Source organism: Pseudomonas guariconensis, assembly GCF_040822035.1.
GTDB lineage: Bacteria > Pseudomonadota > Gammaproteobacteria > Pseudomonadales > Pseudomonadaceae > Aquipseudomonas > Aquipseudomonas guariconensis.
Map to the genome: position 1 here is coordinate 2681628 of NZ_CP162012.1, position 26128 is coordinate 2707755.

General features: G+C 64.2%; 27 protein-coding genes. 18 read left to right on the forward strand and 9 right to left on the reverse strand.

The annotated features are described in order from the left end of the window. The first annotated feature begins 15 nt into the window (after positions 1–15). A complete protein-coding gene (locus AB1N67_RS12260) occupies positions 16–615 on the forward strand; it encodes a bifunctional 2-polyprenyl-6-hydroxyphenol methylase/3-demethylubiquinol 3-O-methyltransferase UbiG (protein ID WP_197852887.1) in 600 nt (199 codons plus the stop codon). Next, positions 612–1277: a glycosyltransferase family 2 protein gene (locus AB1N67_RS12265; protein ID WP_090342908.1), complete on the forward strand. Its 666-nt coding sequence runs from the start codon at positions 612–614 to the stop codon at positions 1275–1277. Before AB1N67_RS12260 ends, AB1N67_RS12265 begins: the two co-directional genes overlap by 4 nt. Before the next feature lie 105 nt (positions 1278–1382). Here AB1N67_RS12265 and AB1N67_RS12270 read toward each other — a convergent pair whose 3' ends face one another. From AB1N67_RS12270 to AB1N67_RS12280, 3 genes are all read right to left on the reverse strand, one after another. Continuing rightward, entirely contained in the window at positions 1383–2225 is an 843-nt protein-coding gene (locus AB1N67_RS12270; RefSeq protein ID WP_367863007.1) for a Ku protein, read from the reverse strand. 10 nt (positions 2226–2235) lie between these two features. After that, positions 2236–2379 carry a PSPA7_2676 family Cys-rich small protein gene (locus AB1N67_RS12275; RefSeq protein ID WP_279614947.1) on the reverse strand — a complete coding sequence of 48 codons (144 nt, stop codon included), beginning with the start codon at positions 2377–2379 and terminating at the stop codon, positions 2236–2238. 83 nt (positions 2380–2462) lie between these two features. Continuing rightward, positions 2463–3368, reverse strand: coding sequence for an SDR family oxidoreductase (locus tag AB1N67_RS12280; protein ID WP_182815158.1), 906 nt, complete (start codon positions 3366–3368; stop codon positions 2463–2465). Between the two features lie 172 nt (positions 3369–3540). On the opposite strand from AB1N67_RS12280, the gene AB1N67_RS12285 reads away from it, so the two are divergent. From AB1N67_RS12285 to AB1N67_RS12295, 3 genes are read left to right on the forward strand one after another with little or no spacing between them, the layout of a single operon-like run. Next, positions 3541–4044 carry a CinA family protein gene (locus AB1N67_RS12285; RefSeq protein WP_043214498.1) on the forward strand — a complete coding sequence of 168 codons (504 nt, stop codon included), beginning with the start codon at positions 3541–3543 and terminating at the stop codon, positions 4042–4044. A gap of 14 nt (positions 4045–4058) precedes the next feature. Continuing rightward, positions 4059–4565 (forward strand): hypothetical protein, encoded by a 507-nt coding sequence (locus AB1N67_RS12290; RefSeq protein ID WP_043214501.1) that lies wholly within the window; start codon positions 4059–4061, stop codon positions 4563–4565. A 9-nt stretch (positions 4566–4574) separates the two neighbouring features. Continuing rightward, on the forward strand, positions 4575–5018 hold the full coding sequence (locus AB1N67_RS12295) for a DUF421 domain-containing protein (protein ID WP_043214504.1): 444 nt from the start codon (positions 4575–4577) through the stop codon (positions 5016–5018). 48 nt (positions 5019–5066) lie between these two features. Here AB1N67_RS12295 and AB1N67_RS12300 read toward each other — a convergent pair whose 3' ends face one another. From AB1N67_RS12300 to AB1N67_RS12325, 6 genes are all read right to left on the reverse strand, one after another. Continuing rightward, positions 5067–6209 (reverse strand): carboxylate-amine ligase, encoded by a 1143-nt coding sequence (locus AB1N67_RS12300; RefSeq protein ID WP_090343061.1) that lies wholly within the window; start codon positions 6207–6209, stop codon positions 5067–5069. Positions 6210–6213: 4 nt separating this feature from the next. Beyond that, entirely contained in the window at positions 6214–7167 is a 954-nt protein-coding gene (locus tag AB1N67_RS12305; protein ID WP_043214506.1) for a class I SAM-dependent methyltransferase, read from the reverse strand. Beyond that, the gene (locus AB1N67_RS12310) at positions 7167–8492 is read right to left on the reverse strand and encodes an iron-containing redox enzyme family protein (protein ID WP_367863008.1); all 1326 of its coding nucleotides are present in this window, start codon (positions 8490–8492) and stop codon (positions 7167–7169) included. The genes AB1N67_RS12305 and AB1N67_RS12310 overlap by 1 nt, the downstream gene beginning before the upstream one ends. Before the next feature lie 16 nt (positions 8493–8508). Further along, positions 8509–8703: a hypothetical protein gene (locus AB1N67_RS12315; RefSeq protein ID WP_043214511.1), complete on the reverse strand. Its 195-nt coding sequence runs from the start codon at positions 8701–8703 to the stop codon at positions 8509–8511. A 61-nt stretch (positions 8704–8764) separates the two neighbouring features. Further along, entirely contained in the window at positions 8765–8929 is a 165-nt protein-coding gene (locus tag AB1N67_RS12320; protein WP_043214513.1) for a KGG domain-containing protein, read from the reverse strand. A 256-nt stretch (positions 8930–9185) separates the two neighbouring features. Beyond that, positions 9186–10067: a Dyp-type peroxidase gene (locus AB1N67_RS12325; protein WP_043214515.1), complete on the reverse strand. Its 882-nt coding sequence runs from the start codon at positions 10065–10067 to the stop codon at positions 9186–9188. 152 nt (positions 10068–10219) lie between these two features. Here AB1N67_RS12325 and AB1N67_RS12330 point away from each other — a divergent pair, with 152 nt between their 5' ends. From AB1N67_RS12330 to AB1N67_RS12390, 13 genes are all read left to right on the forward strand, one after another. Next, entirely contained in the window at positions 10220–11128 is a 909-nt protein-coding gene (locus AB1N67_RS12330; protein WP_090342920.1) for a bile acid:sodium symporter family protein, read from the forward strand. 181 nt (positions 11129–11309) lie between these two features. Continuing rightward, the gene (locus AB1N67_RS12335) at positions 11310–12374 is read left to right on the forward strand and encodes an enoyl-CoA hydratase/isomerase family protein (RefSeq protein WP_182815164.1); all 1065 of its coding nucleotides are present in this window, start codon (positions 11310–11312) and stop codon (positions 12372–12374) included. Between the two features lie 16 nt (positions 12375–12390). Beyond that, positions 12391–13542: an acyl-CoA dehydrogenase family protein gene (locus AB1N67_RS12340; protein ID WP_317847892.1), complete on the forward strand. Its 1152-nt coding sequence runs from the start codon at positions 12391–12393 to the stop codon at positions 13540–13542. 613 nt (positions 13543–14155) lie between these two features. Further along, on the forward strand, positions 14156–15217 hold the full coding sequence (locus tag AB1N67_RS12345; RefSeq protein WP_367863009.1) for a 3-deoxy-7-phosphoheptulonate synthase: 1062 nt from the start codon (positions 14156–14158) through the stop codon (positions 15215–15217). 79 nt (positions 15218–15296) lie between these two features. Beyond that, on the forward strand, positions 15297–15578 hold the full coding sequence (locus AB1N67_RS12350) for a peptidylprolyl isomerase (protein ID WP_043214523.1): 282 nt from the start codon (positions 15297–15299) through the stop codon (positions 15576–15578). Positions 15579–15594: 16 nt separating this feature from the next. Next, the gene (locus AB1N67_RS12355) at positions 15595–17517 is read left to right on the forward strand and encodes an extracellular solute-binding protein (protein ID WP_182943179.1); all 1923 of its coding nucleotides are present in this window, start codon (positions 15595–15597) and stop codon (positions 17515–17517) included. Next, positions 17514–18572 (forward strand): microcin C ABC transporter permease YejB, encoded by a 1059-nt coding sequence (locus AB1N67_RS12360; protein ID WP_090342928.1) that lies wholly within the window; start codon positions 17514–17516, stop codon positions 18570–18572. Before AB1N67_RS12355 ends, AB1N67_RS12360 begins: the two co-directional genes overlap by 4 nt. After that, positions 18572–19588, forward strand: coding sequence for an ABC transporter permease (locus tag AB1N67_RS12365; RefSeq protein ID WP_043214529.1), 1017 nt, complete (start codon positions 18572–18574; stop codon positions 19586–19588). The genes AB1N67_RS12360 and AB1N67_RS12365 overlap by 1 nt, the downstream gene beginning before the upstream one ends. Positions 19589–19661: 73 nt before the next feature. Then, a complete protein-coding gene (locus tag AB1N67_RS12370) occupies positions 19662–21056 on the forward strand; it encodes a sigma-54 interaction domain-containing protein (protein ID WP_367863010.1) in 1395 nt (464 codons plus the stop codon). A 277-nt stretch (positions 21057–21333) separates the two neighbouring features. Further along, the gene (locus AB1N67_RS12375; protein ID WP_367863011.1) at positions 21334–22725 is read left to right on the forward strand and encodes a GntP family permease; all 1392 of its coding nucleotides are present in this window, start codon (positions 21334–21336) and stop codon (positions 22723–22725) included. Positions 22726–22735: 10 nt separating this feature from the next. Beyond that, on the forward strand, positions 22736–23506 hold the full coding sequence (gene hbdH / locus AB1N67_RS12380) for a 3-hydroxybutyrate dehydrogenase (RefSeq protein WP_367863012.1): 771 nt from the start codon (positions 22736–22738) through the stop codon (positions 23504–23506). A 56-nt stretch (positions 23507–23562) separates the two neighbouring features. Continuing rightward, entirely contained in the window at positions 23563–24042 is a 480-nt protein-coding gene (eco, locus tag AB1N67_RS12385) for a serine protease inhibitor ecotin (RefSeq protein ID WP_197852913.1), read from the forward strand. A gap of 109 nt (positions 24043–24151) precedes the next feature. After that, the gene (locus AB1N67_RS12390) at positions 24152–26110 is read left to right on the forward strand and encodes an acetoacetate--CoA ligase (protein ID WP_367863013.1); all 1959 of its coding nucleotides are present in this window, start codon (positions 24152–24154) and stop codon (positions 26108–26110) included. Positions 26111–26128: the final 18 nt, after the last annotated feature.

The window sequence follows — 26128 nt, forward strand, 5'->3', positions numbered from 1 at the left end:
GGAAACGGAGTCGCCATGAGCCTCGATGCGCAGTATTTCGCCGACCTGTACGCCACCAGCGACGACCCTTGGGCCTTCCGCACCCGCTGGTACGAGCGGCGCAAGCGCGAGCTGGTGCTCGCCAGCCTGCCGCAACAGTGTTATCGGCGCATCTTCGAGCCCGCCTGCGCAAACGGCGAGCTGAGCATTCTGCTGGCTGAGCGTTGCGCCACGCTCCTGTGCCAGGACATCGACGCCACGGCCGTGAGCCTTGCACGCGAACGCCTGGCGACTGCCACCCACGTTCAGGTCGAACAAGGCCGCCTGCCGGGCGATTGGCCCGGCGGCCAGTTCGACCTGATCGTCCTGAGCGAGATCGGCTATTACCTGGACCCGACCGACTGGCTGCAGGTAATCGAACAATCGATGGCCAGCCTCAGCCATGACGGCGGCTTGCTCGCCTGCCATTGGCGCCACCCGATCGCCGGCTGCCCGCAGGATGGTCGCGAAGTGCACGAGCTGATCGCCCGTCACCTGCCGCTGTACCCAGTGTTGCGTCATGAAGAGGCGGATTTTCTGCTCGAATATTGGTCGTGCCAGCCCAGCGTGGTGGACCTGGACGAGACCTGCCCATGATCGGCGTAGTCATCCCCGCCCACAACGAGGCGCGGCGCCTGGGGCATTGCCTGCGCGCGGTGAAACGCGCCGCCCTCGAGGCCGAACGCACTGGCCGCACGGTGCAGATACTGGTGGTGCTCGACCGTTGCAACGACGCCAGTGCCGCGATTGCGTTCCGCCATGGTGTGGCAACCCTGGCGGTGGATGCGGGCAACGTCGGCATCGCCCGCCGCACGGGCGCGGCATGGATGCTCGAACGTGGCGCGCAATGGCTAGCCTTCACCGATGCCGACAGCCGGGTACCGGCGCACTGGCTACTGTCTCAACTGCAATTCTCAGCCGATGCAGTGTGCGGCACCGTGCACGTCGAGCGCTGGCAGCCATGGCAAAGCGCAGCCTTGCGTCAGCACTACCGCAGCCGCTACGAAGCCAGGGAGGACCACCGGCATGTCCATGGCGCCAACCTGGGTGTATGTGCCCAAGCATATGAGCGCGCAGGCGGGTTCGCGCCGTTGCCCGCCCATGAGGATGTACAACTGGTGCGGGCGCTGGAGGCCAGCGGCGCGCAGATCGTCTGGACGGCCCGACATAGCGTGGCCACCAGCAGCCGGCGCGATAGCAGGGCCCGAGAAGGGTTTGGGGATTACCTGGCGAGCCTGGAGGGTTCGGTCCCAGGATGACGAGGGCCACTTCGCGCACCATCTCAGGCCTCGCCACGAAGGTGCGCGAACTCAGCTGTCGTGGGCGCTGGCGTAGCCTGCGATGGACCGCGATGCGGCCCTCGTTCAGGAAGCCTTGCGCGAACGCTTGGCCGGTTTTTTCTCCGGTGCGGCTTTCTTGCCACCACCGAGGCTGCGCTTGAGCAGTTCGGTAAGGTCGACGATATCGGCCCCCTTCTGCACCGCCGCGCCTTCGCCCTTCTCCACCACGCTGATCTTGCCCTTGGCGGCTTTTTCCTCGACCAGGTCCAGGATGGTCTGGCGAAACGCATCGTGATAGTTCTCAGGCGTCCACGGCCCGCTCATGTCTTCGACCAGGCGCTTGGCCATGTCCAGCTCGCGCTTGTCGACCTTGGCATCGGTGACGCTTTTGTCCAGTTCCAAGGTCTCCAGGCCACGGACCTCTTCAGGCCAGCGCAAGGTAATCATCACCAGTGCCTCGTCCAGCGGCCGCAGCAGTGCCAGGTGCTGACGGGTATGCAGCACCACGGTGGCCAAGGCCACTTTGCCGGTGCTCTCCAGGGTCTCGCGCAACAGGGCGTAGACCTTACCGCCGCGCCGGTCGGGGCTCAGGTAGTACGGGGTGTCGAAGTGTTGCAACGGGATGTCGGAGGCATCGACGAACGAGAAGATGTCGATCGTCTGGGTCGCCTCGGGACGGGCGTTACGGATTTCCTCCTCGCTGATGACCACATAACGGCCTTTTTCGTACTCCACGCCCTTGACGATGTGTTCCTTGTCGATTTCCTTGCCGGTGACCTTGTTCACGCGCTTGTAGCCCACCGGCTCCATGCTGCGTTTGTCCAGCCAGTCGAAGTCGACGCGCTCGGTGCGCACCGCCGTGTTGAGGCTGACCGGGATGTGCACCAGACCGAAACTGATCGCGCCTTTCCAGATTGCCCGGGCCATGGCTTAGCTCCTAGGTTCCAGGTTCAAACGGTTGACCGGGCCGGCAGTAGCGCAACGCGCCACAGCGCTCGCAGCATTGGCACTGCAGCCCGGGGAATTCACAGGTCAGGACGGCGCCCCACTGGCAGCCGCGCAACAGGCAGATGAAGCTCATCAGCCACCTCCTTGGCCCTAAGCACCTACAGGGCCCTTACTTTCAAGGACTGCACGGCGCCGGGAAGGTTTACTCGCGCCGGCTCATGGAAGCGGGTTGCCGCCAGTGACACCGAACACCTCACCTGTGATGTAGCTCGACTCCTGGGAAGCCAGCAGCACATACAGCGGCGCGCACTCCGCTGGCTGGCCGGGGCGCTTCATCGGGGTCTGCGAGCCGAACTCTGGGATTTTCTCCGGGGGCTGGCCACCGCTGGGTTGCAACACGGTCCAGATCGGCCCAGGGGCGACGGCATTGACCCGGATGCCACGCTCGATGACCTGCTTGGCCAAAGCCTTGGTGAAGGCCACGATGGCGGCCTTGGTGGTGGCGTAGTCCAGCAAGGTGGCCGACGGCTGGTAGGACTGGATCGAGGCGGTGTTGATGATGGTCGCGCCGGCCGGCATCAACGGCACCGCTGCCTGGCACAGCCAGAACAACGCATAGACATTGGTCTTGAGCGTGTGATCGAACTGCTCGTGGCTGATCTGGCTAATGTCCTTGCGAGCCTCCTGCTTGCCGGCGACGTTGACCAGGATGTCCAGGCCACCCAACTGCTCGTGGGCCTGATCGACCAGTTCGCTGCAGAAACGCTGGTCTTTCAGATCGCCCGGCAGAGCGATGGCCTTGCGCCCTTCGGCCTCGATCAGCTTGATCACTTCGCGTGCGTCGGCCTGCTCGATGGGCATGTAATTGAGTGCGATATCAGCTCCCTCGCGGGCAAAGGCGATCGCCACGGCGCGGCCGATCCCAGAGTCGGCACCGGTGATCAGCGCCTTGCGTCCGGCCAGGCGGCCGAAGCCTTTGTAGGTGTCCTCGCCGTGGTCGGGCTTGGGCTGCATGCTCGCATCCAGCCCCGGTGGGGCCTGGGTCTGGTCGGGGAATGGAGGGTGCGGATACTGAGTCAGCGGGTTCTGCATGCTGAACTGGTCGCGGGGTTTGTTGGGCATGGTGCGCCTCCTCACTTGGCCAATCGATGGGTCACTAAAGCTTTCGAGGCGGCGTCAGGATCGAAGGTTTGTTCGGCCCGTCATACGCACCGACGGGTGGTAAGGCGCAACGGTCTGAACCATTTGCCCGAGCCCGGCGTCCATCGCAAAAGGCTCCAACGAGGCAACCCCGATGCGCGAAGACCCTGTGCAGCACGTATTGGATTACCTGAAACGACACGCCCTGGTGCTGACCACCGCCGAATCCTGCACCGCCGGGCGCATGGTCGCGTTGCTAGCGGAACATCCCGGCGTGGGCGAATCGCTGGAAAGCGGCTACGTGGTCTATTCACCCAAGGCCAAGCAACGGCTGCTTGGGGTGAGCCCGGTGACCATCGAACGCTACGGCCTGACCAGCGAGGCCGTGGCCTGGGAAATGGCCCTCGGCGCGCTCAAGGACAGCACTGCCAACGTGGCCATCGCCACCACCGGCGTGGCCGGCCCGGACGGCACCGACGGTATCGCACCAGGCACCTTGTGCTTTGCCTGGGCGTTTCAGGATGAATCGATTGCCGTGTTCACCCGCAGCCAGCGCTTTTTCGGCGATCGCACCGAAGTGTTGCGCCAGGGCGCGCTGTATGGCCTGACGCGGCTGCTGCACTATCACGAACGCTGGTTGCGCGGCGAACGCGCCTGAGCGGAGTCTTGACCATGACCGAGGATGAACAGCGCTCACGGCACCAGCCGGTCGAGGAAAACATGGCCATGCAGCAGCGGGTCTGGCGCTTCGAGCGGGTCGGCTGGTACGTGTTGTCCTTGGTGATGCTGCTGGCCCTGGCGGGGCTGTTTGGCCGTGGCCCGTTGAGCCAGGGCCAAGCCAGCAGCGCCGACGGACGTGTGCAGGTGCAATACGCGCGCTTGAGCCGCAGCGGCGTGACGGAACACCTGAAGATCACGGTACGTGGCCCGCACAACGGGCAGGTACAGGTCCTGCTGGATGGAGAGCTGTTTCGCGAAGCGAGCCTCGAGACCCTGCAGCCCCAACCGTTGCGCTCCCGGTCCGAGGGCCAGGGGCTTGCGCTGCAGCTGGAGACCGGCACCGATGGCACCGCGACGTTGTATCTGACCCTGCGCGCCGACACGCCTGGGAGCCTGGAAGGCCGTGTGAGCCTGGGGCCGGACAGCGTGGTGCACTTTTCCAGTTTCATCTATCCCTAGGGGGCAGCCATGGACTCGATTCTGCGCGCCGCCGGCATGTACCTTGCCTTGATGCTGCTGTTTCGCATCGCCGGTCGCCGCTCCCTGAGCGACCTGACCACCTTCGATTTCGTCTTGTTGATGATCATCGGCGAAGCGACCCAGCAGGCCTTGTTGGGCGAAGACTTTTCCTTCATCAATGCCATGCTGGTGATCGCCACCTTGATCGTGCTGGACGTCGGGCTGTCACTGGCCAAGCTCAATTCCAGGCGCCTGGCCCGGGTGCTGGATGGCCATGCCACGCTGGTGGTCGAGCACGGGCGTTTTTTGCATGGGCGAATGCGCAAGGCCCGCCTGACCGAGGATGATGTCCTCGAATCGGCGCGCGACAGCCAGGGTATCGAGACGGTAGAGCAGATCCGCTACGCCATTGTCGAACGCAACGGCAAGATCTCGATCATCAAAGAGCAATAAGCCAGATCTCTGGCGTTTGCTTAGACATCCAGCGTCTTCTTCGCAGGTTTACCCGCCAACGGGGTTCGAAGCGCTCTGCTGGGCGCCTTCTGCCAACACCTGATCGACCACCGCATGCAGGGCCTGGCGCACATCGCGCCCGCCACTTCGGGCCTGCTCCAGGCAATGGAGCTGGCGGTCGGCGCTGGTGCCTTCGCGCAGGATGCGCTGGGCCTCAAGCGCTGCACGCTGGGCATCCAGCGTGTCCGCCGGGAACTGCGCCAGCAGCTGGGCCAGCCAGCCCTCGGCAGTCACCTGCGCCTGATCGTGGACGCCAATGAACTGCCCGTGCCGACCATGGCGCTTGGCCCGCCAATAGTTTTCCTGGGTGATCCAGCGCACTTCACGGTTGACCGGCGTGGCGTCGTAGTGGTCCACCGCCAGGCCTTGTACCAGGTGACGGAACAGGCCAGCGATACACAGCACATCCTCCAGCCGTGGACAGGCGTCGCAGATGCGCAACTCCACCGTGGGAAACCGCCGCGACGGGCGAATCGCCCACCAGAAGTCCCCTTCCTTTGCCAAAGCACCGGTACGCTCCAGCAAAGCCCGGTAGCGCTGGTACGCCTCCCAATCCGCCAATGGCTCCGGCAGCTCCATGTGCGGCCACTCGGCGCAGATCACCCGTCGATAGCTCATGAAGCCGGTATCCTGGCCGCCCCACAAGGGCGATGAAGTGCTCAGCACCAGAAACAGCGGCAGCCAGTACAGCAAGCGATTGATCAACTGAATCCGATCGCACCCGGGGGGCACGCCCACATGAACATGCAGCCCGGACAACAGGCTGCGCCGGGCCACGTGCTGGTAGTCATCGAACACTTGGCGATAGTGCGGTGTGGTCCGGGCGCGCTGGCGCAACCACTGGGCGCTGGGATGGCTGGCGGCGCAGTAAAGGCCAACACCTTCCTGGGCCAATGCCTTGCCAAGGCGCTGCCGGCTGTCGAGCAGAAAGCCCTGCGCCTCGTGCAGGTGGGTGAACACCGGCGAGGCGACTTCGATCTGGCTGCGAAACATCTCCTCGGCAAAATACTTGCCCATGACTTCTCGGCAGCGCCTGGCCACCGCTAGCGAAGGGGTGGCCAGCACCCGCGCGCTGCGCAGGTCCACCAGCAGGTATTCCTCCTCGATGCCAAAACTCAAAGGCTGCTGCACGCCCTCACCCATTGCGTGTCACGGTCAGGGCCACCGCGGCGATACGCTCGACCCGTTCGTAGCCCGGTTCCAGCAATTGTTCGCCGAACACGTCCGGATCCACTTCCCGGTATACCCAGCTCCATTGCGGCCCTGCCAGGCGCAGGCGGATGGCTTCGAGCAAGGCATCGCGTCCCTCGACGATGGCCACCCCCGTATAGAGCAGCAAAGTGCCTGCTGGACTGAGGCGCTCACATGCCTGTTCGACGATGCGCAAGGACAACTGCGCGCCCAGCGCCCCGCCACCATGGCGATACACGCGTTCGCTGGCATCGAGCATATAAGGCGGGTTGGCCACGATCAGGTCGAATGTGCCGCTGATACCGTCGAGTAGGTCGCTCGGCTCCACCGAGAGATTGCCCACACCGGCCAGCGCCGCGTTGATGGCGGTGTAGCGCAAGGCCAGCGGGTTGATGTCCACCGCGCTGACCTGCGCATGCTGCGCGGCACGGGCGATGAGCAAGGCGCCGACGCCGGTGCCGCAGCCGATGTCCACGGCATGTTGCACGGGTTTCGGGGTGCGCTGCAGGTGGTCATGAATGACCTGGGCGAAGCGGTAGCTGTCCGGGCCGAAGAACACCGCATCACTGGCGTCGGTGGGAAACGCCGAATGCACCAGCAGCAAGTCGTCCAGGCTCGACCAGCGCACGGTGCTGCGCAGCAGATCGCCCTCGCCCGTCAACACTTGGGCCGCCTGCAACTGCTGCAACTCATCGGCCGAGATCAACCCAGGCGCAAATGGCCGGCTCCAACCGAAGACGTCGCGCAGCGTGCGGGCCCGCTCGCTGCCTTCACGGGCGTTGTTGCGGGCATGGGTTGCAGGGGTCACGCAGGTGAAGCGATAACCGTCCGCGCGCAGGCGCCGCCCCAGTTGCAGCAGGGCTTGATCGGCCTGGACCTGTTCCGGGTTCAGTTGCATCAGTAGGGCTCCTCCTGGGCAAGGCCAGTGGCCTGGATGTAGGCGCGGGTGGCGCGCAGCCCCTCGGGCGAGGCGTGGCCATTGCCGGCCATGCGCGCAATCAGGTCTTGCACCGGCGCCTGGTCGAGCGACGCATCATCCGGAGCGAAGTCGAGCTGCCAACTGCCTGGCAGTACGCGACGCACAGCGTTGCCTTCCCAGTGCTGGGCGATCCAGTCGTGCCACAGTTGCTTCTCGTAGGCGCTGAACACGCCGAACATGGCCGCGTCAGGCCCCTCGATCAATTTCCACAAGCGGCTGTTGGCTGGATCTTTGCCGCGGCGCACCCAACCGTGCTGCTCGAACGCTTTGAGCAAGCCCGGCATGGCGCCCGGAGCGCTCAGCCACTGGTTGAGGGTGCGCCCCTGCAACCGGCAATGGTCTGAATGCATGCGCTGACCGAACAGGCGCTTGCGCTCCAAGGCAGCGAGCAGTTCGCCCTCCAGGTCGAAGCTGGCGATCAGGCTGGGCGTGTCGGTGTCCAGGTCGTTCAGGCGATAGCCACGCCGGACGCGTCGGTAGAACGCCTCACCCTCTTGCCCCGGCCAGAGTTGGCGTAGCGCATGGATCGCCTTGCGGGCATGACCGCTGGCGGCATTGTCGATGGTCACATGCAGCTGAAAATAGTGGCCATCGATGCCCAATTCCGCCAGTTCATGGGTGGTGATCAACAGGTGCAACGGGGGTTGCTCGTAGCCCAGGTTGTAGCCGATCACCTCAGGCAGGAAGGCATCGAAGTGCTGTCCCAAAGCCAATTGCAAAGCGCCCTGCAGATAACGCGCCGAGGGCAAGGGCAACAGCTCCTGACACCCCACACGACTGAGCAGCCGCTGGTAGATCAGCACGTGATTACAACGCGGGTCGCCCTCGCCGAGTTCTTCGAGGTAGGTACGAATGAGGCCGTGGTAGCGCGGGTCATGCCAATGATGCAGGACACCCTGCAGCCAAGCACCGTCGACAGCCTTGGTCGGCGCAACCTGTTGCAAAAACCACAAAGCCTGGGATCGATTGGCAAAGTATCGGCGCGGCCCCCCTTGACGCCGTGCCTGAAGATACAGCGCGTACTGCTCGGCCACGCTGGCGGCACGGCAGGCGGACCAGTGGTCCAGCTGCGCAGGAGAAGCAGGCAGATCATCCGACAGCGCGTCGGCGCGATCGAGTTGGTCTTCCAGCCACTGCTGGCCATCGGTGCATCGCCCCGCCAACAAGGCCTGGTAGCGCCGCTCCAGGCTCTGGCTCGGGGCCGGCATCACCGGGACGGTGGTCTCGCAGGTCATCACCCTCATGCCTTACTCCTCGCGATCAATTGTCTGGATCCTGGGATGGCATCGGTTGCGATTGGGGAGCAGGCTCGGTGGCCGACTTGTCAGGTTGTTGCATTTGCAACGAAGGCTTGCTGGGGTCAGCATCCTTCGCCGGGTGGTCGTCGTCGCGATCGAAACAGCCGCCGAGCAGCGTCAGGCCGCCCAACAGGCAAAGCATTGGAGCTATTCGCATGGCGTGTCCTCCTGGCCAGTTGATCGCAGTGCCAGGCAGGCCCGGCACTGCGTTGCCTTGCTTACGAGCGGCCGCCCTTGCGGCTGGAGTCGCTCGACCGGCCACCGCCGGATTGCTGCCCGCCTTTGCGGCCGGCTTCGGAGGCTTTCTCCCGGTCGTTAGCGAAGTTGCCTGGGTTTTTCGATCCGCCCTGGCTGCCGCTTTTGCTGGTCTCTTTGTTAGCCATGGTCTTTCACCTTTGTGGCTGAAGGGATGCACGGCGCCGGGCCGTACATAACGTGGGAGTACGGCCACTTAAGGGGATTCGCTTTATTAGGACACTTGCCAGACCGGTGGCATTAAATAAGCGGCGAGCGCTTATTTGGCGCGCCAAGCTTGTTTCTGTGCAGGGGGAAGCCGCTAGAGAGTGCGAAGAGGCGCAATTCACCGATGGAGGATGCGCGTAACGAAAGGCCGCCGGGCTTCGCCGGCGGCCATTGCCGTCAGGCCTGCAGCAACAGGCTCAGATCCAGCCCCGCCTCGCCCATCGGCGGGCACCAGTAGTAGCCACCGGTCAGCGGACGGCTGAAGCGGTACAGGCCATCGATGATGCCATCCTCCAGCCCGCTCATGCGTCGCAGCTGCACCTCGAAGGCATCCAGCGAATGGCCCAGGGCCACGAAGGCAAGGCCGGCGCCACGCTCGTCCGCCCAGGCCACCGAGCGACGCACGACGAACGCTTCGGGGGCGAAGCTTTCCTGGGCGGTGCGTTTGACGTGGGCCGATGCGGGGGCGTCATCCAGCTCTTCGTTGTCGCTCATGCGACGGCCAATGATGTTGTCCTGCTCTTGCTGGGGCAGCGACTTGAAGTAGTTCAGGTCGTGCTTCCACAGCTGGAACGCAGCAAAGCTGGAGCCGGCAAGACCCGGCTGCTCGCTGGCGACGATGGCAGCCTCGACGGCGTCGTCATCCACCGGGTTCTCGGTGCCGTCTTCATAGCCGCTCAGGTCATGGCCACCGCGGTGCAGGAAACCGTCGACGCTATCGACCAGGCGCAGCGCCGGGGCCAACGTCTGCTCCAACGCCTGGGCCTGCAGGAACAGCTCGCCTCGCTCCGCGCCGCGCAACCACAACCACAGGGCGTGCTGGGTGCTGGGGTTCTCGACCACGGCATCCAACTGCGGGAAGGCACGCAGGCCCGGTACGTCGCGGCCCAGCGCCTTGACCAAGGGGGTACCCACACCAAGGATCAAGCTCTGCCCATCGACTTGCGGCAGCAAGGCGTCCAGCACGGCGGGCAGCGCCTCGACCGAGTGCAGGGAGAAGAACAGGTGACGGGCGTGGGCCGGCACGGGTTTGGCGAGCAGACCTTGCTGGAACGGCATAGGGGGCTAATCCTCGGTAAAAACGGGCATGCTAGAGGGGCGGCAGGCAAGCTTCAAGCGGCAAATCGCCTCGGTGATCGCCGTTTGGCCTGCAATCGGGCTGTCGCCAACTTGCGGCTAGACTCCTTTGAACTTGCCAAAGGAATGCCACCATGACCGCCTCGCCGTTGCTCACCGCTATCCTGCCCATCGCCCTGGGGATCATCATGCTGGGTCTGGGGTTGTCGTTGACCCTGGCCGATTTCACCCGGGTGGTGAAATACCCAAGACCTGTGATCATCGGCCTGGCCTGCCAGATCGTGCTGCTGCCGCTGGTGTGTTTTCTGATCGCCAATGGTTTTGGCCTCGAGTCGGCCCTGGCGGTAGGCCTGATGCTGCTGGCCGCCTCCCCGGGCGGGACCACGGCCAACCTGTTCAGTCATCTGGCCCACGGCGATGTGGCATTGAACATCACCCTCACGGCGGTCAACTCGCTGATCGCCATCCTGACCATGCCGCTGCTGGTGAATCTGTCGCTGGCCTGGTTCATGGCCTCGGACCAGGCCATTCCCCTGCAATTTGCCAAAGTCATGCAGGTGTTCGCCATTGTCCTGCTGCCGGTCGCCTTGGGCATGCTGATCCGCCGCGCCGCGCCCACATTCGCCGCCCGGATGGAAAAACCCATGAAACTGGTGGCAGCGCTGTTTCTGGCCTTCACCATCGCGCTGGCCTTGGCCAAGGACTGGCAGACCGTCGTCCAGTACGCGCCGGTGGTCGGTGGCGCGGCGCTGCTGTTCAACCTGCTGAGCCTCGGCGTGGGCTACTGGGTCCCGCGTCTGCTGAACATTCCACGGCGTCAGGCGATCGCTATCGGCATGGAAATCGGCATCCATAACGGTACCCTGGCCATCGCGCTGGCCTTGAGCCCGTCGCTGCTCAACAACCCGACCATGGCCGTGCCTGCAGCGCTCTATAGCCTGATCATGTTCTTCACCGCCGCCGTGTTCGGCTGGTGGGTCAGCCGCACACGGCCGCAAACCGAGGTTGCAGGCAACACCCCGAAGCAAGCGACCGGCGACTGAGACGGCCCTGCTTGCTGTGGAGAAACGCCTCTGGAAGCAGCGCATCAGGTAAAAATGCAGAAACCCACTGCAGATTTACCAATTGTGCATGGCATATTCGCATGACAGGATCCTGCGATCCTCCAGCGCAACTTCCAGACTTCACTTGGAAAATCAATAACAAAGCAGGGAGACCGCGATCATGACCGCGCACGCTCATTCCGAGGCCCATGTCCTGGCCGAAATCCGCAATCACATCGGCCATCTGACGCTCAACCGCCCTGCCGGCCTCAACGCCCTCACCCTCGACATGGTGCGCAGCCTGCAGCATCACCTGGACCAATGGGCGGCCGATCCCCAGGTCCATGCCGTGGTGCTGCGCGGCGAAGGGCCCAAGGGCTTCTGCGCCGGCGGCGACATCCGCTCGCTGCACGACAGCTACAGGGCCGGCAGCAGCCTGTATCAAGACTTCTTCGTCGAGGAATATGCCCTCGACCTGTGCATCCACCACTACCGCAAGCCGGTGCTGGTTCTGATGGACGGCTTCACCCTCGGCGGAGGCATGGGCCTGGCCCAAGGCGCCGACATGCGCGTCGTCACCGAGCGCAGCCGCCTGGGCATGCCGGAAGTGGCCATCGGTTATTTCCCCGATGTCGGCGGCAGTTACTTCCTTTCGCGCGTACCCGGCGAGCTGGGCACCTACCTGGGCGTGAGCGGCGCACAGATCCAGGCCGCCGACGCGCTGTACTGTGGCCTGGCCGACTGGTTCCTGGAGAGCGACAAGATCGCCGCCCTGGACGCTGGCCTGGACAAACTGACATTCGGCGACCACCCCCTCAAGGACCTCCAGGGCCTGCTGGCCAAGCTCGGTACCCAGACACTCGACGATGCCCCGCTGGCCCGTTTGCGCCCTGTGATCGACCATTTCTTCGCCCTGCCCGACGTGCCCAGCATGCTCGAGCAACTGCGCACCGTGAGCATCGGCGACAGCCACCAATGGGCCTTGGCCACCGCCGATCAGCTGGAAAGCCGCTCGCCCCTGGCCATGGCCGTTACATTGGAGATGCTGCGTCGCGGCCGCCACCTGAGCCTGGAGGAATGCTTTGCAATGGAGCTGCACCTGGACCGTCAGTGGTTCGAGTACGGCGACATCATCGAGGGCGTGCGCGCCCTGATCATCGACAAGGACAAGCAGCCACGCTGGAACCCGCCGACCCTCACCGGGCTCGATCCCAAGCGGGTGAACCAATTCTTCGAAGGCCTGTGAGCCGGGGAGTACACAGATGCAAGACCTGGAACTGAGCGAAGAGCAGATCATGATCCGCGACATGGCCCGGGATTTTGCCCGTGGCGAAATCGCGCCCAATGCCCAGGCCTGGGAAAAGGCCGCCTGGATCGACGATGCCGTGGTGCGCAAGATGGGCGAGCTGGGCCTGCTCGGCATGGTCGTGCCGGAAGGCTTCGGTGGTAGCTATACCGACTACGTGGCCTATGCCCTGGCCGTGGAAGAGATCGCCGCTGGTGACGGCGCCACCGGCGCGATGATGAGCATCCACAACTCGGTTGGCTGTGGCCCGCTGCTGGCTTATGGCACGCCCGAACAGCAACAGGCCTGGCTGCCGCGCCTGGCCAGCGGCGAGGTGATCGGCTGCTTCTGCCTCACCGAGCCCCAGGCCGGTTCCGAAGCCCACAACCTGCGCACCCGCGCGGAGCTGGTCGACGGCCATTGGGTCATCAACGGCGCCAAGCAGTTCGTCAGCAATGCCCGCCGCGCAGGGCTGGCCATCGTCTTTGCCGTGACCGACCCTGAGGCTGGCAAGAAAGGCCTGTCGGCCTTCCTGGTGCCGACCGACAACCCGGGTTTCAAGGTGGACCGCAGCGAGCACAAGATGGGGATCCGCGCCTCCGATACCTGCGCGGTGACCCTCGACAATTGCCGTATCCCCGCCGCCAACATCCTGGGCGAACGGGGCAAGGGCCTGGCCATCGCATTGTCCAATCTCGAGGGCGGACGCATCGGCATCGCAGCGCAGGCGCTGGGTATCGCCCGGGCGGCATTCGAAGCGGCCCTGGTCTATTCGCGCGACCGCATTCAGTTCGGCAAGCCGATCAACGAACACCAGAGCATCGCCAACCTGCTGGCGGACATGCAGGTGCAGATCAACGCTACGCGCCTGTTGATCCTGCATGCCGCACGCCTGCGCAGTGCCGGCAAGCCGTGTCTGTCCGAAGCCTCCCAGGCCAAGCTGTTCGCCTCGGAAATGGCCGAGCGCGTGTGCTCCATGGCCATCCAGGTGCATGGCGGCTACGGCTATCTGGAGGACTATCCGGTTGAGCGTTACTACCGTGATGCGCGGATCACGCAGATCTACGAGGGGTCGAGCGAGATCCAGAGAATGCTGATTGCGCGGGAACTCAAGCATTACGCCCTTTGAGTTTCATAGAGGGATGCGGCCCATCGCAGGCTTCGCCAGCTCCGCTTGCTGACCGAGCCTTGGATGGGCTGCAAAAATGATCGGAGCCATAGCATTTAGTCATTGAACATCCTGTTTGAGGTGCAGTAAGCTCGGGCTCATTCATTGGAGAGCAACATGACCCACAGCATCCGCAACCACGCCAACCTCACCGGTCGCACCGCGCGCCCAGTGCTGGCCGTTGCTGGCTGCCAGGCCGTTGCCAGCTTTTATTTTGGGTATTGGTTTAGCCACTAGGCGCCGCTGATACCCACACGGCGCCCACCTTCGAGGGGCCGCCGAACACGAGAATACTCAAACCCCCGGTCGGCCCCCCGACCGGGGGTTTTGCGTTTCAGGCTTCTAGAAAACACCGATTCACATTGAGGAAACAGACATGAACACCATCGCTTATTACTACGCCGACACCTACGCCTGGCGATTTAGCCAATCCCGTTCGGGCCAGCCTGCCGCCTCCGTTCGGTCGTCCACTGGTGGCAATGCTGCACGCAGTCATAAACCGAATATCTGTCGAACACCTCGATAGGGCCGACCACGCGGGCCTGAACCCGCCGTCCGCCCAGGGAAAAACGCCATGCAATCGTCGAACCTCGCCCTGCCCCTGACCCAACCCCAGGCTGCCAACACCGCCGTCAGCCAACGTCTGCCCTCACCGCACCTGCTCAAGCAGCAAATGCCGCTGAGCACTGCCCTGACCCAGCAAGTCCAGCAACATCGCCAAGCCGTGCGCGCCATCCTCGACGGCCTCGACCCGCGCCTGCTGGTGATCGTCGGCCCATGCTCGATCCATGATCCACGTTCGGCCCTGGAATACGCCGACCGCCTGGCCGCCCTGAGCCGCGAAGTCGATGACAAACTGCTGCTGGTGATGCGCGCCTACGTCGAAAAACCCCGTACCACGGTCGGCTGGAAAGGCCTGGCCTACGATCCGCACCTGGACGGCAGCGATGACATGCATGGCGGCCTCGCGCTGTCTCGCGGGCTGATACTGAACATGATCGAGCGCGGCCTGCCAATCGCCACCGAGTTGCTGCAACCGATGGCCGCCGGCTACTTCGACGACCTGCTCAGCTGGGCCGCCATCGGCGCGCGTACCACCGAATCGCAGATCCACCGCGAAATGGTCAGCGGCCTGGCACTGCCCGTGGGCTTCAAGAATGGCACCGAGGGGGGCGTCGGCATCGCCTGCGACGCCATGCGCAGCGCCGCCCACCCGCACCGCCATTTCGGCATGGATGCCCAAGGCTACCCGGCGATCATCGAAACCTTGGGCAACCCTGACACCCACCTGGTCCTGCGCGGCGGCCACCAGGGCCCGAACTACGATGCCACGAGCATTGCCCAGGCACGCCAGGGCCTGTCCAAGGCCGGCCTGACCGGGCGTGTCCTGGTCGATTGCAGCCACGCCAACAGCAGCAAGGACCCGGCCCGCCAGCCTGCGGTATTCGAGGATGTGCTGGAGCAGCGCCTGCAGGGTGACCGGGCGATCATCGGCATGATGCTCGAAGGCCACCTGTTCGATGGCTGTCAGGCCCTGGGCAAGGGCCCGCTCAAGTACGGCGTGTCGATCACCGACGGCTGCCTGGGTTGGGACGCCACCGAGGCGCTGCTGCGCCGGGCGGCCGAGCGTTTGTGACAGGAACACCAAGCCTGGCGAGACATTTGCCAAACAAGTGCGCTAGGCTTGTTTTTTTCACCCAAGGAGTAGTCCCCCCATGGCCCGTGCCACCGCCCGCCACATCCTGGTCAGCAGCCTCGAGAAGTGCAACGAACTCAAAGCACAGATCGAAGCTGGTGCCGACTTCGCCGAAGTCGCCAAGGCCAACTCCACTTGCCCATCCAGCCGCCAAGGCGGCGACCTGGGCTCCTTCGGCCCAGGCCAGATGGTCAAGGAATTCGACACCGTCGTCTTCAGCGCCCCGGTCAACACCGTGCAAGGCCCGGTCAAGACCCAGTTCGGCTACCACCTGCTCGAAGTGACCAGCCGTCAGGACTGAGCCTGCGGTCCCGGTGATGTCCTCTGTGGGCGCGGGCTTGCCCGCGAACGTCGTCCCGTCGGCAACCGGGTTGCCAGCACGGACGCCTTCGCGGGCAAGCCTGCTCCCACAGTGCATGTGGGGTCTGCTCTTGCTGTGCACGGCCCTCGCAGCCCACGCCGCCCCCACCCACGCACTCACTGCCTACGGTGAGGCCCCGCGTTATCCCGAATCCTTCCGCCACTTCGACTACGTCAACCCCGATGCCCCCAAGGGTGGCAGCCTGCGGCGTTCAGCCCTGGAGATCGGGCAGTTCGACCATGTCCTGCCGTACATCGATAAAGGCATCGGTGTCAGCGAAGTCGATGGCTGGTTGTATGCGCCTCTGGCGCAGCGCTCATTCGATGAGCCCTACACCGTCTATGGTTTGATTGCTCGGCGCATGGAGCGTGGCCCAGAGGACGCCTGGCTGCGCGTTGAGATCGACCCGCGCGCGACGTTCGCCGATGGCAAGCCGGTGCGCGCCGAGGACGTGCGCTTTACCTTCGACCTGCTGATGAACAAAGGCAGTCTGCGCTATCGCACCCAGTTCGCCGAGGTCACCCAGCTCACGATCGAGGGTCCGCGGCAGGTGCGTTTCGATTTCAAACAACCCCATGGCCGCACCTTGGCCCTGGACCTCGCCACCCTCCCGGTGCTGCCCGAGCACGACTGGCAGCACCGCGATTTCGCCAACGGCGCCGGCTTCGACAGACCCGTCGGCAGCGGGCCCTACCGCATCGGCCGGATCGACAATGGCCGCAGCATCACGTTCGAGCGCGACCCCACCTGGTGGGCCGCCAGCCTGCCGGCCAGTCGAGGCCGCTACAATTTCCAAAGCATCCGCATCGAGTATTTCGGCGACACAGAAGTCGCCCGCCAGGTGTTGCGCGGCGGCGGGTTCGACTACAACCGCGAGTTCTCCGCCACGGCCTTCACCTTGGGCTACAAGGGTGACGCGCTGGACGATGGGCGCCTGCAACGCGCCCACCTCGGCCCGTCCAAGCCTCAGACGGCCCAGGGCTTCGTGTTCAACCTGAAGCAGCCGATGTTCCAGGATCGGCGCGTGCGCCAGGCACTGGCCATGCTCTGGGACTTCGAATGGAGCAACCGGCAGATGATGCGCAACCTGTACATCCGTCAGCAAAGCGTGTTCTCCAATACCCCGCTGGCCGCCCGCGCCTTGCCCGACGCCCAGGAACTGAAACTGCTCGAACCGTTGCGCGGCCAAATCCCCGATGAAGTCTTCAGCCAGGTCTATAGCGCGCCGGTGACCGACGGTTCGGGCATCATCCGCCCCCAACAGCTGCAGGCCCTGGCCCTGCTCGAGGCCGCCGGCTGGCGCCCCGACGGTGATCGGTTGGTGAACGCCAACGGTGAGCCGCTGAGCTTCACCTTTCTCAATGGCCAGTCGGGGCTCGAACGCCTGCTGCTGCCCTGGAAACGCAACCTGGCGCAGATCGGCATCACCCTGAACATCCGCAATGTCGACTCCGCCCAGTACGTCAACCGCCTGATGGCCCGCGACTACGACATGATCGTCACCGGCTATCCGGTCACGCTCTCCCCGGGCAGCGAGTTGTACAACTACTTCGGCTCGGCCTCGGCCGAAGACCCCGGGTCGAACAATTTCATGGTGCTGCGCGACCCGGCCGTCGATACCCTGCTCGACGGCCTCGTGCGGGCCGACACCCAGCCCGACATGCTGCGCCACGCCCATGCTCTGGACCGGGTGCTGCAATGGAACTACTACTGGATTCCCAACTACTACCCACCGGGCAGTTCGACCGTCTGGTGGAACCGCTTCGGCCTGCCCAAGGTCCAGCCGGCCTACGATGAAGGCCTGGATACTTGGTGGGAGATCAGCCCGACGCCGCTGACCAACGCACAGATGGCCGAGCGCCAGAAGGCCAGCCCATGACAGCCTATATCCTGCGTCGCCTGTTGCTGATCATCCCGACTTTGCTGGCGATCCTGCTGGTCAACTTCGTGATCGTCCAGGCCGCCCCCGGCGGGCCGGTGGAACAGGCCGTGGCGCGTCTGCAAGGTATCGGTGGCGGCACGCCGGGGGCGCGGGTCGAGACTGTGCATGGCGAGTCCCGCGCAAGCCGCGGCCTGGACCCCAAACTCATCGAAGAGATCAAGCGCCAGTATGGCTTCGACAAGTCGGCCCCCGAACGCCTGTGGCTGATGCTGGGCCAATACGCTCGACTGGACTTCGGCCAAAGCTTCTTCCGCGGCGCCAAGGTCACCGACCTGATTCTCGACAAACTGCCAGTGACGGTCTCGCTCGGCTTGTGGGCCACTTTGATCACTTACCTGGTGTCGATACCGCTGGGTATCCGCAAGGCCGTGCGCCACGGTAGCCGCTTCGATGCCTGGAGCAGCGCGCTGATCGTCATCGGTTATGCCCTGCCCTCGTTCCTGTTCGCCTTGCTGTTGATCGTGCTGTTCGCCGGTGGCACCTCGCTGAACTGGTTCCCGGTGCGCGGGCTGGTCTCGGAGAACTTCGACCAGCTCAGCCTGCTGGGCAAGGTCGCCGACTATTTCTGGCACTTGGTGCTGCCGGTCGGGGCGTTGGTGATCGGCGGCTTCGCCACCCTCACTTTGCTGACCAAGAATGCCTTTCTCGACGAGATCTCCCGCCAGTACGTGATCACCGCGCGGGCCAAGGGCCTGAGCGAGCGCCGGGTGCTGTACGGGCATGTACTGCGCAACGCCATGCTGCTGGTGCTGGCCGGGCTGCCCCAGGCGTTGATCACGGTGTTCTTCGCCGGCTCCTTGCTGATCGAGGTGATCTTCTCCCTCGATGGCCTGGGCCGACTGAGCTATGAGGCCGCGGTCTCGCGGGATTATCCGGTGGTGTTCGGCACCCTGTTCATCTTCACCCTGGCAGGGCTGTTGATTCGCTTGATCGGTGACCTGAGCTATACCGTGCTCGACCCGCGCATCGATTTCGATGCAAGGGGCCGCTGATGTTTTCGCCCGTCGCGCTTCGTCGTTGGCGCTGTTTCCGGCGCAATCGCCTGGGTTGGTGCTCGCTGTGGCTGTTCGCCGCTATCCTGGTGCTCAGCCTGGGCGCGGAACTGGTGGCCAACGACAAACCGCTGCTGCTCGTCTACAAAGGCGAGCTGTACACGCCGGCACTCAAGCGTTACACCGAGCAACAGTTCGGTGGCCAGTTGCCGTTCCAGCCCGATTACCGCAGCGCTTACGTACGCCAGTTGATCGCAGGCCAAGGCGGCTGGATGCTGTTCGCGCCGATCCCTTTCAGTGCCGACACGCCCAACTACGACCTGCAGGTGCCTACCCCCAGCCCGCCCAGCACCAGCAACTGGCTCGGCACCGACGATCAAGGGCGCGATGTGCTCGCCAGGGTGCTGTACGGCACACGGGTATCGCTGTTGTTCGCCTTCGCCTTGACCGTGCTCAGCGTACTGATCGGCATTGCCGCTGGGGCCGTGCAGGGGTACTACGGTGGCTGGGTGGATTTGTTGGGCCAGCGTTTGCTGGAGGTCTGGTCGGGTTTGCCGGTGCTGTACCTGTTGATCATCCTCAGTGGCTTTGTCGAGCCGGACTTCTGGTGGCTCCTGGGGATCATGGCGCTGTTTTCCTGGCTGACCTTGGTGGATGTGGTACGCGCCGAATTCCTACGCGGGCGCAACCTGGAGTACGTCAAGGCCGCGCGTGCCCTGGGGCTGTCGGACGGGCAAGTGATGCTCAGGCATATTCTGCCCAACGCGATGACGGCCACGCTCACCTACGTGCCGTTCATGCTCACCGGGGCTATCACCACCCTCACCGCCCTGGATTTTCTTGGCTTCGGCATGCCGGCGGGCAGCGCTTCGCTGGGGGAGCTGGTGACCCAGGGCAAGCAGCATCTGGAGGCGCCATGGCTGGGCTTTACCGCATTCTTTGCCCTGGCGTTGATCTTGTCGTTGCTGGTGTTCATTGGCGATGCGCTGCGTGAGGCGTTCGATCCACGGGCCTAGCGGTCGATGGGTCTTCGCCAGTCTGGCCGACAGTCGTCATAATCACCGCCACTGCATTTCAAAGGCCCAGCCCATGCAAGAAAGCGACAGCCTCAAGGACTATCCCCAGGTTCGGCAACTGGCGATCCGCTCGCTGTTCGAGATCATCGAGCAGTCCAGCGAAGGCACGGTGATCGTCGATCGCCAGGCACGGATCGTCTGGATGAACGAGCGCTACGCCCGGCGTTTCGGCCTGCCCGATGCGGCCAGCGCCATTGGCCAGCCCTGCGAGGCGGTGATCCCGGGCAGCCTGATGCGCGATGTGGTAAGCAATGGCCGGCCGATCCTGCTGGACATGCTCGACACACCCAACGAGCCGCTGGTGGTGATGCGCCTGCCCATCCATGACGATCGCGACGAGCTGATCGGCGCCATCGGCTTTGCCCTGTTCGATGAACTGCGCAGCCTCTCCCCGCTGCTCAAGCGCTACGCGAGCATGCAGCAGGAACTGGCCTCGACCCGCTCGCAACTGCGCGCACGCCAGGCCAAGTACAGCTTCGCCCAGTTCGTCGGCACCAGCGCCGCGAGCCTGGAGGCCAAGCGCAGGGCGCGCCGTGGTGCAGGCAGCGATTCCCCGGTATTGCTACTGGGCGAAACCGGCACCGGCAAGGAGCTGCTGGCCCATGCCATCCATGCTGCCTCGGCCCGGGCGCACAAGGCGTTCGTCAGCGTCAACAGCGCGGCCATTCCCGAAACGCTGCTGGAGGCCGAATTCTTCGGCACCGCTCCTGGCGCCTTCACCGGGGCCGACCGCAAGGGGCGCAGCGGCAAGCTGCAATTGGCCGAGGGCGGTACGCTGTTTCTCGACGAGATCGGCGATATGCCATTGGCCCTGCAAAGCAAGCTGCTGCGGGTATTGCAGGAGAAGGAATACGAACCGGTCGGCTCAAACCAGATGCTGCGCAGCGACGTACGCATCATTGCCGCCACCTCCATCGATCTGCAGGCGGCCATGGCCAGCGGCGCGTTTCGCGCCGACCTGTACTACCGGCTCAACGTGCTGCCCATCGAGGTACCGCCCCTGCGCGAACGCCTGGGCGATCTGCCGGCGCTGTGCGAGGCAATCCTGGCCGAGCTTGGCACTCAGTACGAGCTCGAGCCCGACGCCCAGGCATTGCTGGCACGCCACGCCTGGCCTGGCAATATCCGTGAACTGCGCAATGTGCTGGAGCGTGCGACGCTGCTGGCGGATCAGCCGCGCCTGGGAGTGGACGATGTGCGCTCGGCGCTGGGGCCGTTGAGCCCCGTCGCGCCAGCGGGTGCAGTACCTGAGGGGTATCGGGAGGCGTGCGAGGCATTCGAGCGCAAATTGATCGCCGATGCCCTGGCCAGTTGCGCCGGGAATGTACCGCAGGCCGCGAAGGCGCTGGGGTTGGGGCGGTCTACGCTGTACAAGAAGATGATCGCCTTGGGGGTTCAGTCTCTGTAAAGAGACCTAAGTCTCTAGCTAGAGACATTGTTGTAAGACCGTTTTTGCGGTCCATTGCAGGCCTCGCCAGCGCCTGCAGAGAGAGACGAAGCGCCACCTGTTGTGGGCGTTGGCAACGCCTGCGACAGGCTGTGCAGCAGCCCCAACCGTCTCGATTGTGAGACACCTGCAGGCAATAATTCGATAAAACACTTACAAATCAATACGTTACAAATCTGGCACGAATCCCGCTATCTCCTCGGTCAACCATAAAAACAACGACTTGGAGACACCCTCGATGACTGTGCTCATCGCCCTCGCTGCCCTGGCCCTGTTGATGTTGGCTGCCTATCGCGGCTACAGCGTCATTCTCTTCGCCCCCATTGCCGCCCTCGGCGCTGTCCTGCTCACCGACCCTGCGGCTGTGGCCCCGACCTTCACGGGCGTGTTCATGGAAAAAATGGTCGGCTTCATCAAGTTGTACTTCCCGGTGTTCTTGCTCGGTGCTGTGTTCGGCAAGCTGATCGAACTCTCCGGCTTCTCGCGCTCGATCGTCGCCGCCGCCATTGGCTTGCTGGGCACACGCCAGGCCATGCTGGTGATCGTTCTGGTGTGCGCGCTGCTCACCTACGGCGGCGTATCGTTGTTCGTGGTGGTGTTCGCGGTGTACCCGTTCGCGGCCGAGATGTTCCGCCAGAGCAACATTCCCAAACGCCTGATCCCGGCGACCATCGCCTTGGGCGCGTTCTCTTTCACCATGGACGCCCTGCCCGGCACCCCGCAGATCCAGAACATCATCCCCAGCACCTTTTTCAACACCACGGCCTGGGCCGCGCCCTGGCTGGGGCTGATCGGCACACTGTTCGTGTTCAGCGTCGGCATGCTTTACCTGCGCCGCCAGCGCAACAAGGCACAGCGCGCCGGCGAAGGCTATGGCAATGACCTGCGCAACGAACCGGAAACCGCCGACGACCTGGCCCTGCCCAACCCTTGGCTGGCGTTGTCGCCTTTGGTGATGGTGGGCGTGATGAACCTGGTGTTCACCCACTGGATTCCTCACTGGTATGGCGCCACGCATACGTTGCAGCTGCCAGGCATGAGTGCGCCGGTGCAAAGCGATGTGGCCAAGCTCACCGCGATCTGGGCAGTGCAGGCGGCCTTGCTGGTGGGCATCCTGATGGTGCTGGTATGCGCCTTCGGCGCCATCCGCCAACGCTTGGCCGAGGGCACCAAGAGCGCCGTCAGCGGTGCGCTGTTGGCGGCCATGAATACCGCCTCGGAGTATGGCTTCGGCGCGGTGATCGCCTCGCTACCGGGCTTTCTGGTATTGGCCGATGCCCTGCGCGCCATCCCAAATCCCCTGGTCAATGAGGCTGTGACCGTCACCTTTCTCGCCGGCATCACCGGCTCCGCCTCCGGAGGCATGAGCATCGCCCTGGCGGCCATGAGCGAAAGTTTCATCGCCGCAGCCCACGCCGCGAACATCCCGCTGGAGGTCCTGCACCGTGTGGCCGCCATGGCCAGCGGCGGCATGGATACCTTGCCGCACAACGGCGCGGTGATCACCTTGCTGGCGGTCACCGGGCTGACCCACCGCGAGGCCTACAAGGACATTTTCGGTATTACCCTGATCAAGACCCTGGCAGTTTTCGTGGTCATCGCCACCTTCTACGCCACCGGCATCGTCTAAGGAGATCTGCATGACGCTCAAAGGCAAGACAGCACTGGTCACCGGCTCCACCAGCGGCATTGGCCTGGGTATCGCCCAGGTGCTGGCCGGCGCTGGGGCGAATATCCTGCTCAATGGCTTCGGCGACCCGGCCTCGGCACTCGCCGAAATCGCCCGCCACGGGGTCAAGGTGATCCACCACCCCGCGGACCTGTCTGACGTGGCCCAGATCGAGGCGCTGTTCGCCCTGGCCGAGCGCGAGTTCGGCGGCGTGGACATCCTGGTCAACAACGCGGGCATCCAGCACGTGGCGCCGGTGGAGCAGTTCCCTGTGCAGACCTGGGACAAGATCATCGCGCTGAACCTTTCGGCTGTCTTCCACGGCATCCGGCTTGCCTTGCCGGGCATGCGGGCACGTGGCTGGGGGCGGATCGTCAACATTGCCTCGGTGCACGGCCTGGTGGGGTCCACCGGCAAGGCCGCCTACGTGGCTGCCAAGCACGCAGTGGTTGGCCTGACCAAAGTCGTAGGCCTGGAAACGGCCACCAGCAACGTCACGTGCAACGCCATCTGCCCCGGCTGGGTACTGACCCCTCTGGTGCAGAAACAGATCGACGACCGCGCCGCAGCCGGTGTCGACCCTCAGCAAGCGCAGCACGATCTTTTGGCCGAAAAGCAGCCTTCCGTGGCCTTTGTAACGCCCCAGCACTTGGGAGAGCTGGTATTGTTCCTGTGCAGCGAGGCCGGTAGCCAGGTCCGTGGCGCCGCCTGGAACGTCGATGGCGGTTGGCTGGCCCAGTGAGGGGCAGCCGGGATCTGGCGCGGTCTTGCATTCGTTTTCAATTGCAAGGAGGCCCTATGCGCCCATTCCCACTGACCGCGATTGTTTCCCTGACCTTGGCCGCCGCCGCGCCTGTGATGGCCGCCGGGCTCAAAGACGTCGCGCCCTACCCTGAGGCGGAAAAAGGCTTCACCCGGCAGGTCATCCACCTGCCGGCCCAAACCGACGAGTCGGCCTACCAACTGGAAATCCTCGCCGGCAAGACCCTCACCGTCGATTGCAACCGCCAGCGCCTGGCCGGCAGCCTCGAGGAACACAACCTCGAAGGCTGGGGCTACAGCTACTACCGGCTGGAAAAAGTCGGTGGCCCCGCCAGCACACTGATGGCCTGCCCGGACGGCAAGAAGACCGAGGCCTTCGTGCCGGTGGTCGGTGAAGGCTTCATGTTGCGTTACAACAGCAAGCTGCCGGTCGTGCTGTACGTGCCCAAGGACATCGAAGTGCGTTATCGCATCTGGTCGGCATCGCCGGACGTACAAAAGGCTAAAGTGGAGTAAAAGCCAAAGCCATTTGGCTGCGCATCGGCACTTTAGGCGCAGCCCCTGCAGGAGCGGATTCGCCCGCTCCTACAGGCTCTGGATTCCATCGAAAGTGGGAGGTTTCGGCATGAACGATGTGCTCTGGCGCCCCTCCACGGCGCAGATCCAGGCCAGCCGGATGGACGTCTTCCGCCGCCAAGTAAACCTGCGCTACAACCTCCAGCTCAATGACTACGCCGCGCTGCACCGCTGGAGCATCGAGCAACGCCCGGCTTTCTGGCAGACCCTTTCCGACTATTTCCACGTCCAGTGGCACACCCCGCCCGCCCAGGCCCTCAGCGAAGGTCCACAGATGCCGGATGCGCACTGGTTCCCCGGTGCCACCTTGAACTACGCCGAACACCTGCTGATGCGGCGCGATGACCGCCCCGCCGTGGTCGCCGTACGCGAGGACGGCCAGCGCCAGGTGCTGAGCCACGCACAATTGGCGGCCCATGTGGCCGGCATGCAGAAAGCCCTGCAGGCCCTGGGCATCCAGGCCGGCGACCGAATCGCTTCGGTGATGCCCAACACCTGGGAAACCTTGGTCGCCATGCTCGCCTGCACCAGCCTCGGCGCGATCTGGTCCAGTTCGTCACCGGAGTTCGGCCTTCACGGCATCATCGACCGCTTCGGTCAGATCGCCCCAAAGCTTCTGATCGCCTGCGCCGGCTACCAGTACGCCGGCAAGACCATCGACCAAGTCGAAAAGATCAACCAGGTCACCGCCCAACTGCCTCAGCTCGAACACCTGCTGGTGGTGCCCTACACCCGCTCGCATACCCGCCGCGAAGAGTTCGTTGCCCCGCGCGTCAGCCTGTGGGGCGACTTCTACCAACCCGGTGGTGAACCGCGCTTTACCGCCCTGCCGTTCGACCACCCGCTGTACATCCTCTACTCCAGCGGCACCACCGGCGTGCCCAAGTGCATCGTCCACCGCGCCGGCGGCGTACTGCTGCAACACCTGAAGGAGCACGGCCTGCACAACGACCTCAAGGCCGACGACGTCTTGTTCTACTACACCACTTGCGGGTGGATGATGTGGAACTGGCTAGCCAGCGGCCTGGCGGTCGGCGCCACCCTGGTGCTGTACGATGGCTCGCCCTTCCACCCAGGCCCACAGCGTCTGCTCGACCTGATCGACGCCGAACGCATCCACGCTTTCGGCACCAGCGCCAAATACCTGGCCGCCCTGGAGCAGGAAGGCCTCGAGCCTGCCAAAAGCCATCGCCTGAACAGCCTGCGCCTGATCATGTCCACCGGCTCACCGCTCTCGCCCCACAGCTACGACTACGTTTACCGCAAGATCAAACCCGACCTGTGCCTGGCTTCGATGTCTGGCGGCACCGACATCGTCTCGTGCTTCGTGCTCGGCAACCCCGTGCTGCCGGTACGCCGTGGCGAGATCCAGTGCAAAGGCCTGGGCATGGCTGTGGAGGTGTGGAACGAGCACGGCCAGCCCGTGATCGGCGAGAAAGGCGAGCTGGTCTGCACCCGCAACTTCCCGTCCATGCCAGTGGGCTTCTGGGGTGACAACGACGGCAGCCGCTACCACGATGCCTACTTCAGTCAGTACCCCGGCGTCTGGGCCCAGGGCGATTACGCCGAGCAGAACGCTGAGGGCGGCATGATCATCCATGGCCGTTCGGACGCGGTGCTCAACCCCGGCGGTGTGCGCATCGGCACGGCGGAAATCTACCGCCAGGTAGAAAAGGTCGAAGAAGTGGTCGAAAGCGTCGCCATCGGCCAGGACTGGCACAACGACGTGCGCGTAGTCCTGTTCGTGCGCCTGCGCGAGGGGCTGCAACTGGACGATGCCCTACGCCAGCACATTCGCCAGGTGATCCGTCAATACACCACGCCCCGTCATGTTCCGGCCGTGATCGTTCAGGTCACCGACATCCCGCGCACCATCAGCGGCAAGCTGGTGGAGCTGGCCATCCGCAACGTGGTCCATGGCCTGCCGGTGAAGAACACCGACGCCCTGGCCAACCCCGAAGCCCTGGCGCAATTCCGAGACCGCGCAGAGCTGCGCGATCAGGCATAATGGCGCCCTTTTTTGCCC

Coding starts and splice junctions, on each gene's coding strand:
- AB1N67_RS12260 (WP_197852887.1), top strand. CDS start 16: ATGAGCCTCGATGCGCAGTATTTCGCCGACCTGTACGCCACCAGCGAC.
- AB1N67_RS12265 (WP_090342908.1), top strand. CDS start 612: ATGATCGGCGTAGTCATCCCCGCCCACAACGAGGCGCGGCGCCTGGGG.
- AB1N67_RS12270 (WP_367863007.1), bottom strand. CDS start 2,225: ATGGCCCGGGCAATCTGGAAAGGCGCGATCAGTTTCGGTCTGGTGCAC.
- AB1N67_RS12275 (WP_279614947.1), bottom strand. CDS start 2,379: ATGAGCTTCATCTGCCTGTTGCGCGGCTGCCAGTGGGGCGCCGTCCTG.
- AB1N67_RS12280 (WP_182815158.1), bottom strand. CDS start 3,368: ATGCCCAACAAACCCCGCGACCAGTTCAGCATGCAGAACCCGCTGACT.
- AB1N67_RS12285 (WP_043214498.1), top strand. CDS start 3,541: ATGCGCGAAGACCCTGTGCAGCACGTATTGGATTACCTGAAACGACAC.
- AB1N67_RS12290 (WP_043214501.1), top strand. CDS start 4,059: ATGACCGAGGATGAACAGCGCTCACGGCACCAGCCGGTCGAGGAAAAC.
- AB1N67_RS12295 (WP_043214504.1), top strand. CDS start 4,575: ATGGACTCGATTCTGCGCGCCGCCGGCATGTACCTTGCCTTGATGCTG.
- AB1N67_RS12305 (WP_043214506.1), bottom strand. CDS start 7,167: ATGCAACTGAACCCGGAACAGGTCCAGGCCGATCAAGCCCTGCTGCAA.
- AB1N67_RS12310 (WP_367863008.1), bottom strand. CDS start 8,492: ATGAGGGTGATGACCTGCGAGACCACCGTCCCGGTGATGCCGGCCCCG.
- AB1N67_RS12315 (WP_043214511.1), bottom strand. CDS start 8,703: ATGCGAATAGCTCCAATGCTTTGCCTGTTGGGCGGCCTGACGCTGCTC.
- AB1N67_RS12320 (WP_043214513.1), bottom strand. CDS start 8,929: ATGGCTAACAAAGAGACCAGCAAAAGCGGCAGCCAGGGCGGATCGAAA.
- AB1N67_RS12325 (WP_043214515.1), bottom strand. CDS start 10,067: ATGCCGTTCCAGCAAGGTCTGCTCGCCAAACCCGTGCCGGCCCACGCC.
- AB1N67_RS12330 (WP_090342920.1), top strand. CDS start 10,220: ATGACCGCCTCGCCGTTGCTCACCGCTATCCTGCCCATCGCCCTGGGG.
- AB1N67_RS12335 (WP_182815164.1), top strand. CDS start 11,310: ATGACCGCGCACGCTCATTCCGAGGCCCATGTCCTGGCCGAAATCCGC.
- AB1N67_RS12340 (WP_317847892.1), top strand. CDS start 12,391: ATGCAAGACCTGGAACTGAGCGAAGAGCAGATCATGATCCGCGACATG.
- AB1N67_RS12345 (WP_367863009.1), top strand. CDS start 14,156: ATGCAATCGTCGAACCTCGCCCTGCCCCTGACCCAACCCCAGGCTGCC.
- AB1N67_RS12350 (WP_043214523.1), top strand. CDS start 15,297: ATGGCCCGTGCCACCGCCCGCCACATCCTGGTCAGCAGCCTCGAGAAG.
- AB1N67_RS12355 (WP_182943179.1), top strand. CDS start 15,595: ATGTCCTCTGTGGGCGCGGGCTTGCCCGCGAACGTCGTCCCGTCGGCA.
- AB1N67_RS12360 (WP_090342928.1), top strand. CDS start 17,514: ATGACAGCCTATATCCTGCGTCGCCTGTTGCTGATCATCCCGACTTTG.
- AB1N67_RS12365 (WP_043214529.1), top strand. CDS start 18,572: ATGTTTTCGCCCGTCGCGCTTCGTCGTTGGCGCTGTTTCCGGCGCAAT.
- AB1N67_RS12370 (WP_367863010.1), top strand. CDS start 19,662: ATGCAAGAAAGCGACAGCCTCAAGGACTATCCCCAGGTTCGGCAACTG.
- AB1N67_RS12375 (WP_367863011.1), top strand. CDS start 21,334: ATGACTGTGCTCATCGCCCTCGCTGCCCTGGCCCTGTTGATGTTGGCT.
- hbdH (WP_367863012.1), top strand. CDS start 22,736: ATGACGCTCAAAGGCAAGACAGCACTGGTCACCGGCTCCACCAGCGGC.
- eco (WP_197852913.1), top strand. CDS start 23,563: ATGCGCCCATTCCCACTGACCGCGATTGTTTCCCTGACCTTGGCCGCC.
- AB1N67_RS12390 (WP_367863013.1), top strand. CDS start 24,152: ATGAACGATGTGCTCTGGCGCCCCTCCACGGCGCAGATCCAGGCCAGC.